Source organism: Sulfolobus sp. B1, from assembly GCF_007050195.1.
In the GTDB taxonomy this organism is placed as follows: domain Archaea; phylum Thermoproteota; class Thermoprotei_A; order Sulfolobales; family Sulfolobaceae; genus Saccharolobus.
On the sequence record NZ_QIMI01000165.1, the window covers coordinates 1 to 2,979 of the forward strand.

Below are 2,979 nucleotides of genomic sequence, written 5' to 3' on the forward strand. Positions count from 1 at the left end.
TATGGTTAGGTTGGGACGGATTTAATGGAGGCGATCCAGGTGGTGCGACCATTGATGCTGCCATTGCTGTGCTTAATACCAATATTGCTACTGCAGTAAGTGCAGTAGTTTGGATGCTAATGGATATGAAGTTTTTCGGAAAGCCTACTCTTGTAGGTGCCACAAGTGGTGCTATAACTGGTCTAGTAGCAATTACACCAGCTGCTGGTTACGTTAATGGTTGGGAGGCAATGTTAATCGGTATAGCTTCTGGTAGTATACCATGGATGGCCTTATATTGGTTAGAGCCAAAATTAAAGGTGGACGATACCTTAGGTGTCTTTTCTACTCATGGAATAGCTGGAATTGTAGGTGGTTTGCTAACCGGAGTTTTTGCAAATCCTGCTGTAACTCAGTTTATTGCCCCTGGATTAAGAGGAGCATTATACGGTAATTGGTATCAATTAGGTATTCAAGCTTTAGCTGCGGTCATAGTATTTGTATATGATTTTGCAATAACTTTTGGCTTGCTAAAATTAATTGGACTATTTATTCCTTTGCAATCTCCACCTCAAGTATTGGCAATTGGTGATTATGCAGTACATGGAGAAGTTGCGTATTCTGAGTTATTAGCAGCAATCCCTGAAAGCGTTAAGCCTAAAGAGGCTGTTGAAGAAGCTAAGGCTATGGATGAAGAAACAAAGGAAAAAGGAAAAGATTAATAATAAAAATTTTTAATTCTTGTTACCCAATTAATTTAGTAAGTATTTTCTCTAAGTTATCTAGCTCATTATTATCCAATTTTTTCATAAATCTTTCTATAACTTCACCAAAGATTTTTCTGCTTTGTGCTAATTTCTCTCGTCCCTTATCAGTAAGCTCCACATATATAACTCTTCGGTCTTCCTCACTTCTTATCCTAGTTACGTAATTCTTCTCCTCAAGTCTATCTATAATACTAGTAAGTCCTGCTTTAGTTAGCATGTATTTCTCAGCGACTCTACTCATAGGAACCTTACCTTCTTCCTCTAGTGCGCACATAACCTTGTATTCAAAATAAGATAAACCTAGCTCTTCTAGAGCTTTATCTGCCTCTTTATTGACCTTTCTAGTTAATCCTACTATTAGATCCCAAATCTCTGAATACTTGTTAGTTAGCATCATAATTAAATATCTAACATTCAAAACAAAAAACTTAACTAATATTCTATCAGTGCTACAATGGCTCATCATAATTCTTGCCGCCCATCGATCATCATCTTAAACCATATTTTTTATCAAGTGTTAAAAACTTATCTAAGGAATTTTATGCATGGTAACCAATAACTATTTCACTCATATTTACATTGACAGTAATCCCATACTTTTAGAATAAGCTCTTTATAGCCTTAAATAATAAAACCATTATAATGCTGAGTAAGAGAGGGGGAATCATAAAGCTTACAATAGTCTTGATTTCGTTCCTATAGTTCGTTTCAACTCTCCTACTCACAAAATAGAAGGGATAAAAAGGAGTTTAAATTTTTATTATTATTACCATAAAAAATACATATTTCTTAATCTTGAAAAATTATAGAATTCCATTTTTGTATACTGAATTTTTCGAAAATTTTTAGTAGGGTGAATAGAATTACTTAAATAGTAGAGAGAAATTTCTCATTAACTTAATTAGTGAAATCTCAAATCTTTAATTGTAATAAAAAATTGAATTGCTAAGATTATGTATAACTTTGTGGCTAATGTACGTTCTATAGATATGGATGTATAATATAGAAGGTATAATATATCTCATACTCCCAGATTTCATATAAAAGTTTTGAGATAGATTTTTAATATTTTAAACAAGATTAAATATGTATGAAAGAAGTTGATTTAACATTAGAGAAGAGCGTTGATGTTAAGAAATTTCTAGTCATGCAATATATCCAAAGTAATGAAGATGAAATTATATTTAAGGTAGATAACGAGGGTAAGCAGATAGTTAACGATGTTTGTAGAGAATTAGAGTATGATTGTGAAACTTCAGAAAAAGATAATACATACTTGATTAAAATAAGGAAGGCAGTGGAACTTAGAGGGTCTGTCAGTGATGAGGCTAATATTCTTATTCCTTTGCCTCCAAAAAGAGTTTATGAGAAGATTTTGAATCCTGCTATATTAACTATCTTCATCCCTCAAATTAAAGGTGTTTCAATTTTGAAGGAGGGAGTATACAAGCTTAGAATTAGATGGGTCATTAGTTGGGACACACCATTAACTGTTTATAGTCTTAAACTAGATGAAGATAGATATATTATAAGATATCTCGCTTCTCAGAAAGTTTCTGTATTTACTATATTGTTTGGTTTCGATTTTTATTTAGCAACTGAGGGTAGTGGTAGTAGGATGAAGATGAAAGAATGGTATAAGGGACCTTTTAAGTCCTTGGCTAAAAGCGAAATAGAAAAACATTTAAGAAAGGCTAAGGATTCTTTACCAGATTTGCTAATCAAAGTTTAGCCTTCAATTCATTGATTTCTTCCGATAGTTTAATTATATCTGAAAGATCATTACTAATTTTATTGTTTTGCTTCATCAAATTTATTATATTAACTAGATCATCCCAATATCCGCTTGTAATATAGACTTCTGGGTTATATTTGTGCATTGTAATTATCTCCATATCTATTAATAATTTATTTAATATGCCCATGTTTTTTAATTCGTCTTTATATTTGGTAATTAAATCATTTAATGAGTCGAGAATAAGTTGAACATATCCAGCTATTTCTCTCATCTCTCTTTCCCCAGCCTTAAGAATTCCTTCCTCAGCCATTTTGGTCACCATTTAATACTTTTAAAGGAAAATTTATAAAATCAACTTTTTATTCTCCATTTTATATTCACTTTGACACTTCTCGTTAATGTGTCACGCATTGGACATCTTTTCTCAGCTTCTTTAATTAACTCGTTTATTCTCGTATCACTACTAGTTATAGATATCTCATAATTAACTTCTAG

Annotated in this window: 4 protein-coding genes and 1 pseudogene; 2 read left to right on the plus strand and 3 right to left on the minus strand. The window is 31.9% G+C overall.

The genetic code is table 11. The annotated features are described in order from the left end of the window. Window positions 1–701, plus strand: a pseudogene (locus DMP16_RS08865) (ammonium transporter); the annotation flags it as partial. Window positions 702–723: 22 nt separating this feature from the next. Here the strand turns inward: DMP16_RS08865 and DMP16_RS08870 are convergent. Continuing rightward, on the minus strand, window positions 724–1,143 hold the full coding sequence (locus DMP16_RS08870; protein ID WP_231961208.1) for a MarR family transcriptional regulator: 420 nt from the start codon (window positions 1,141–1,143) through the stop codon (window positions 724–726). Between the two features lie 693 nt (window positions 1,144–1,836). Between DMP16_RS08870 and DMP16_RS08875 the strand changes: the two genes are divergently transcribed. After that, complete coding sequence (locus DMP16_RS08875; protein ID WP_069281581.1) at window positions 1,837–2,478, plus strand: SRPBCC family protein; 642 nt, start codon at window positions 1,837–1,839, stop codon at window positions 2,476–2,478. Here the strand turns inward: DMP16_RS08875 and DMP16_RS08880 are convergent. Continuing rightward, window positions 2,468–2,794, minus strand: coding sequence for a hypothetical protein (locus tag DMP16_RS08880; protein WP_069281580.1), 327 nt, complete (start codon window positions 2,792–2,794; stop codon window positions 2,468–2,470). The two genes, DMP16_RS08875 and DMP16_RS08880, sit on opposite strands and share 11 nt — an antisense overlap. A 41-nt stretch (window positions 2,795–2,835) precedes the next feature. Next, on the minus strand, window positions 2,836–2,979 hold a 144-nt coding region (locus DMP16_RS11575), incomplete at its 5' end, for an OsmC family protein (RefSeq protein ID WP_185957851.1).